At 54.3% G+C, this 6,103-nt stretch carries 6 protein-coding genes and 1 pseudogene; all 7 read right to left on the reverse strand.

What is annotated here, in order from left to right; all coding sequences use genetic code 11:
* Nucleotides 1–5: 5 nt before the first annotated feature.
* Entirely contained in the window at nt 6–611 is a 606-nt protein-coding gene (gene gstA, locus HX884_RS06025; protein WP_013096906.1) for a glutathione transferase GstA, read from the reverse strand.
* 98 nt (nt 612–709) lie between these two features.
* On the reverse strand, nt 710–2,218 hold the full coding sequence (dtpA, locus tag HX884_RS06030) for a dipeptide/tripeptide permease DtpA (protein WP_178327847.1): 1,509 nt from the start codon (nt 2,216–2,218) through the stop codon (nt 710–712).
* A 617-nt stretch (nt 2,219–2,835) separates the two neighbouring features.
* Nucleotides 2,836–3,471: an endonuclease III gene (gene nth / locus HX884_RS06035; protein WP_178327848.1), complete on the reverse strand. Its 636-nt coding sequence runs from the start codon at nt 3,469–3,471 to the stop codon at nt 2,836–2,838.
* A complete protein-coding gene (locus tag HX884_RS06040) occupies nt 3,468–4,154 on the reverse strand; it encodes an electron transport complex subunit E (protein ID WP_178327849.1) in 687 nt (228 codons plus the stop codon). Before HX884_RS06040 ends, nth begins: the two co-directional genes overlap by 4 nt.
* Nucleotides 4,155–4,156: 2 nt before the next feature.
* Nucleotides 4,157–4,777: an electron transport complex subunit RsxG gene (gene rsxG, locus HX884_RS06045; RefSeq protein ID WP_040023044.1), complete on the reverse strand. Its 621-nt coding sequence runs from the start codon at nt 4,775–4,777 to the stop codon at nt 4,157–4,159.
* Nucleotides 4,778–4,787: 10 nt separating this feature from the next.
* Nucleotides 4,788–5,840 (reverse strand): electron transport complex subunit RsxD, encoded by a 1,053-nt coding sequence (rsxD, locus tag HX884_RS06050; protein WP_029882778.1) that lies wholly within the window; start codon nt 5,838–5,840, stop codon nt 4,788–4,790.
* Nucleotides 5,841–6,103, reverse strand: a pseudogene (locus HX884_RS06055) (electron transport complex subunit RsxC); the annotation flags it as partial.

Genomic DNA, 6,103 nt, shown 5'->3' on the forward strand with positions numbered 1-6,103 from the left:
CTCGGTTAATTCAATCCTTCCGCTTTCAGCGCCGCGGCCACCGCAGGGCGCTCCGCCATACGCGTCATATATGCTGCGATATGGTCTAACCCGTCCAGATTCAGCTTAACCGCACGCGCCCAGCGCAGCACGGTAAAGAGATACGCATCGGCAATGGTGAAGCGTGCCCCGCAGATGTACTGATCGTCCTTCAATGACTCATTGACGTACTGCAGCTTTTTCTCCAGCAGGGCGCGAACGGTCGGTTTGTACTCTTCCGGCGTGTCCGGGCGGAACAGTGGCGTAAATCCTTTATGCAGTTCGGTTGCAATGTAGTTCAGCCATTCGAGCGTTTTATAGCGTGAAACCGTACTTACCGGGGCCAGCAGCTGGCGATCGGGCACGCTGTCTGCCAGGTACTGCATAATGGCGACGCCTTCTGTCAGCAGGGTACCGTCATCCAGAAGCAGGGCCGGAACTTGTCCCTTCGGGTTAATCGCAAAAAAATCGTCGCCGTTTTCCAGGCGCTTTTTCATCAGGTCAACGCCGTCCAGCGTGAAATCTTTGCCGCTCTCGCGCAGGGTAATATGGGAAGCAAGAGAGCACGCGCCCGGTTTGTAGAACAGTTTCATCGGTAACTCCTTTTTGCTGAGGTTTCAGCTATGTTAGTGCGCAAGCAAACAAAAAAAAAGCCGCTAATAAATTAGCGGCTCATCGTTTCTCAATAACGTTACGCGGTAGCGGTTTCGGTCGCTTTCGTCGCTTTGTCGTCGTCCTGAGTCATACGGTTCAGCTTCGGTGCCGTCAGCAGCATCAGCGCCGCGATAACCGCCGTTGCGATACCAATCTGCAGGAAGACGGTACCGTATACATTCAGGGAGACCAGCGGGTCAGTCACGTTCTCAGGCACCGCCATCAGGTTTGCGATTTTACCTGCGATGATGGCTGCACCGGCAGTGGTCAGGAACCAGCTACCCATGATGAAGCCCATCAGACGCTGTGGCACCAGCTGTGCAACCATCGCCAGACCCAGACCGGAGATCATCAGTTCACCGATAGACTGCAGGGCATAGCTCAGGATCAGCCAGTTAACGGAGACGATACCGGCGTCAGTCGCAAATTTGGTACCCAGTGGCAGCACGAGGAACGCACCAGAGCACAGCACCATACCGATGGCGAACTTGTGCGGCATTGGCAGACGGTCACCCATCTTGTTATAGATAGCCGCCAGAATTGGGCTACCAATCATGATCCAGAACGGGTTCAGCGCCTGATACTGCTCCGGCTCGAACGCGATACCCAGGATGGAGTGCTCAACGTTGCGAATAGCGAAGAAGTTCAGCGAGGTTGGCATCTGGCTGTAGAGCACGAAGAAGATAATCGCTTCCAGCATCAGAATGAAGGCCACAATCATCTTGCGACGGGCCGCACCTTGCATCGCGAAGGCTTCTTTCGCGAAGATGATGACGATACCCAGTGCCACCACGCCCAGAACGGCACGTGCAACACCCTGGTTATGCAGCAACCAGGTGGCGATGGCCGCGAGGATAACAACACCCACGATGGTGGCCAGCAGTTTGCCCATGTGCACCGGTTCGAAATCAGGTTTTGAACCGTAGTCCTTAACCCAGCTACGGCAGAACAGGAAGTTCACAACGGTAATCATCATACCGACAAAGCTCAGCGCAAACGCCACGCTCCAGCCGAATTTTGCGGCGAGCCATGGGGTTGCCAGCATGGAGAAGAATGAACCAATGTTGATGGACATGTAGTACATGGTGAATGCACCGTCCAGACGTGGGTCATCTTTGCTGTAGCAGGTAGAGAGCAGGGATGACGGGTTCGCTTTGAACAATCCGTTACCAACGGCGATGGTTGCCATACCCATATAGACTACGGCTGCGTCATGACCAGACCAGGCAACCAGACCGTAGCCGATTGCCAGAACAATGGCGCCCAGCATAATGACACGCTTCGTACCCAGAACTTTATCACCAAGCCAGCCGCCAATCGCGACCAGACCGTAAACGAGGGCACTGAATGAAGAGAACAGCGTGATGGAATCGGCTTCGGACATACCCAGCTGTTTTACCAGGTAAACCGCCATGATCCCTTGCAGGCCGTAATAACCAAAACGCTCCCATAACTCGATAGAGAAGATGAGATAGAACGCTTTTGGCTGTTTAAAAGCGTTCAAACTCACGCTTTCATCTGTTGGTTTATTGTTTGCAGTTGACACATATACCTCTTTTTTTACATCCCATATTAACGGGGGTGTTCATAGCGTGATGGTCGGAGTCCATCCGCTTTATAGTTATATTGGGAGGAGAAACGGCGGGTAATGTTCACTATCCTGACCCGTCTGGCAATACGTTTGTAATAATCTGTTACATATAACTGAGCCGCTATAATCCTCGGTTTCTGCAAATGTTATTCAGCGTTAAATTTCACACAATGGGTTTTGTTGGTTTTTTTGACTGCGAAAAACCGGCAGAGAGGGTTGTGTGGCGATATGTTCTGCTATTTACCGTTAAATGCAGTCATATAGCCCATATTCTGAAAAATGAGTGGTCTTATCTGCGGCCATTGAAGGATTACATCTTGTCTGGCAAAGGGTTTAGGTGGGATCTGACAACAAAAAATCAACATGAAGTTATCAGAGTGATCGCGATCACAAATGTATAGAAATTTTCGGTAGTGAAAAAACTATTAACCTGTTTGAGCGTTAAATAACCAAACAATTGACAGGGCGTAAGAGAACATATGCGGACAACTTGCGGCCTAAAGGAAGGTTTTTAGTTAAGCCTTCCTTTAGTAAGGTCTTGATGATGCGAAAGTAAAAAGGAATAACGCCGCTCAGGGATACACTTTTTCTTTATATTCGCAGAGATCTTCAATGATACATGAGCCGCAGCGAGGCTTTCTGGCAATGCAGGTATAACGGCCATGCAGGATAAGCGAGTGATGACAGTCGACTTTGAATTCAGCGGGAACCACTTTTAACAGTTTCTCCTCCACCTGTTCGACATTTTTACCCGGAGCGAAGTTGGTTCGGTTAGCGACACGGAAAATATGGGTATCAACCGCGATGGTCGGCCAGCCAAACGCGGTGTTAAGTACCACATTCGCCGTTTTACGTCCCACACCCGGCAACGCTTCCAGCGCCTCGCGATCTTCCGGCACTTCACCACCATGACGCTCCAGCAAAATGCGGCAGGTCTTAATGACGTTCTCCGCTTTGCTGTTAAACAGCCCAATGGTTTTGATATAAGACTTCACCCCTTCCACGCCCAGCTCCAGCATGGCTTTCGGGGTATTGGCCACAGGATAGAGCAGGGCGGTGGCCTTATTCACGCTCACGTCAGTGGCCTGAGCCGAAAGCAGCACTGCGATCAGCAGCTCAAACGGCGAAGTGAAATTCAGCTCAGTCGTCGGATGCGGGTTTGCGTCCCGAAGACGGGTGAGGATCGCAATGCGCTTTTCTTTGTTCATGAGGCTTTCCCGGGTATCCCTTCCTGCACGCTGCGCTCAGCCGTGCGGCGCTTACGTTTTTCATCAATCAGGTATTTTATCGCCAGCATCATGCCAAGGCCAATAAACGCACCCGGTGGCAGCATAGCCAGCAGGAACGGCGTATCCGTATGAAACACCTCGATGCGTAAAACTTTAGCCCAGCTTCCCAGCAGCGCGTCTGCGCCGTCGAAGAGGGTACCGTTGCCAAGAATTTCACGCAGTGAGCCCAGAACGAACATCGCGCAGGTGGCTCCCATTCCGATGGAGAAACCATCCAGGGCCGACATCGCCGGGGTGTTCTTCACGGCAAAGGCTTCTGCACGCCCCACCACGATACAGTTGGTAACGATCAGCGGAATAAAAATCCCCAGTGACTGATACAGACCAAACGCGTAGGCATTAATCAGCATCTGAACGACGCTCACCACTGACGCGATGATCATGACGTAAATCGGAATACGGATTTCCGACGGCGTCCAGCGGCGCAGGGTGGAAATGGAGAGGTTGGTCAGGGTCAGCACCAGCGTGGTGGCAAGCCCCAGCCCCAATGCGTTGGTAGCGGTGGATGTCACCGCCAGCAGCGGGCACAATCCCAGCAGCTGTACCAGTGCGGAGTTGTTCTTCCACAACCCCTGGACAATGACCTCTTTAACCTGGCTCATGCTCACTCCTCACAGGCCGGAAGATTGTTAATCTGCGCAGGCAGCGTTTCTGCATACAACCCGGCACGTTTTACGGCATTCACGACGGCACGCGGCGTAATGGTGGCCCCGGTGAACTGGTCAAACTCGCCGCCATCTTTCTTGACGGCAAATGCCGTGTCCGCTTCGCCGTGGATCACCTTACCGGCAAAATGCAAAATCCAGTCGCTCAGGCGTGTCTCAATTTTATCCCCAAGGCCCGGCGTTTCGTGGTGTTGAGTCACGCGGGTACCCAACACGGTACCGGAAAAATCGGTACCCACAAGGAGCTGAATGGCACCGGAATACCCGTCTGGTGCCGTGGCCTCCATCACCACGCCCACCGCATTATCGCCTCTACGGGCGATATAGAGACGATGCGGGCCTTTACCTAACTGCGGCGCCTGTACCACGAAACAGCTTTTCTGCAGGTCATTATCGTAGAAATCAGACGGCATCACCTGATCGAACAGCGCGCGTTGCTGCTTCGCGGCCTGTTCATCAATGGTCGTTTTGGTCAGTTCGTTCACCAGTGCCGTCATCCCGGTGAGGACAGCAGCGAAAATGGCCAGCGTGACGCCATGTTTTTGCATTGTTTTCAGCATCGCGAAACCCTTACCGATGGCCGTACACGCGCGGGCGCGTGTAGTAGTCAATGAGCGGAACGGTGATGTTGGCAAGCAGGACGGCGAACGCTACGCCATCCGGGTATCCGCCGAAACTGCGGATCAGCCACACCAGCAGACCGGCCAGCGCACCGAAGATCAGACGACCGCGATTGGTGGTCGAGGCGGTTACCGGATCGGTCAGAATAAAGAACGCGCCCAGCATGGTGGCACCAGAGAGCAGATGCATCTGCGGGCTCGCCAGGGATTCAGGAGAGAAGAGCCAGCCCAGCGTAGAGCAGACCGCGAGCGTGATCAGGAAGCTCACCGGAATATGCCAGCGGATCGCTTTCTGCTGCAGCAGGAACAGGCCGCCCAACAGATATGCCAGGTTAACCCACTGCCAGCCTGCACCGGCCAGCACGCCGCTGTAGATGGCTGATTGCATGATCTGCTCAACGCTGTGCCCGGCACGCAGGGACGTTTTAAATGTATCGAGCGGTGTGGCCTGGCTGACACCATCCACGCCCATACGCAACGCATTCATATCGGCACCGGACGCCGTATGGCCGGAAAAGATCACCTGAAGGGCATCCATAAAACCCGGCACCGTGGCGGCGATATCGTGCGGCGGCAGCCAGCTGGTCATTTGTACCGGGAAGGAGATAAGCAGTACCACGTAGCCGACCATCGCCGGGTTAAAGGGATTGTGGCCCAGCCCACCGTACAGCTGTTTGGCAATAATCACCGCAAACACCGTACCGAGCACGATCATCCACCACGGCGCAAACGGCGGAATACTGATGGCCAGCAGCAGGCCCGTCAGCAGAGCGGAGTTATCGCTGAGAATACGGGAGATGTTCATCTTACGCAGCTTCAGCACCAGCGCTTCGGCCGCTACGGCGCTGGCACAGCCCAGTGCTAACTGGAACAGGGTTCCCCAGCCGAAAAACCAGAACTGAACGGCAATACCCGGCAGCGCGGCCAGGCAGACCAGCATCATAATGCGCGACGTCTGGCGCTGGTTATGGGTGTAAGGGGAACTTGCGATTCTGAAAACCATTTAATCCTCGTTAACTGCTTGCTGTGCGGCTTTCTTCGCCTGAACGCGTGCAATCGCGGCGGCGACGGCGGCTTTGCGTGGATCGTCGTTCGCGGCAGGCTGTTGTACTTCCTGCTGAGCCGCTTTCCGTGCTTTGGCGCGGGCGATGGCCGCTTCGACAGCGGCTTTGCGCGGATCGACTGGTGCCTCTTCTGCAGCTGGTTGTGGTTGCTGAGCCGCTTTCCGTGCTTTGGCGCGGGCGATGGCCGCTTCGACAGCGGCTT

It is taken from the genome of Enterobacter sp. SECR19-1250 (genome assembly GCF_013391025.1).
GTDB lineage: Bacteria > Pseudomonadota > Gammaproteobacteria > Enterobacterales > Enterobacteriaceae > Enterobacter > Enterobacter cloacae.

Coding starts and splice junctions, on each gene's coding strand:
- gstA (WP_013096906.1), bottom strand. CDS start 611: ATGAAACTGTTCTACAAACCGGGCGCGTGCTCTCTTGCTTCCCATATT.
- rsxD (WP_029882778.1), bottom strand. CDS start 5,840: ATGGTTTTCAGAATCGCAAGTTCCCCTTACACCCATAACCAGCGCCAG.
- nth (WP_178327848.1), bottom strand. CDS start 3,471: ATGAACAAAGAAAAGCGCATTGCGATCCTCACCCGTCTTCGGGACGCA.
- HX884_RS06040 (WP_178327849.1), bottom strand. CDS start 4,154: ATGAGCCAGGTTAAAGAGGTCATTGTCCAGGGGTTGTGGAAGAACAAC.
- rsxG (WP_040023044.1), bottom strand. CDS start 4,777: ATGCTGAAAACAATGCAAAAACATGGCGTCACGCTGGCCATTTTCGCT.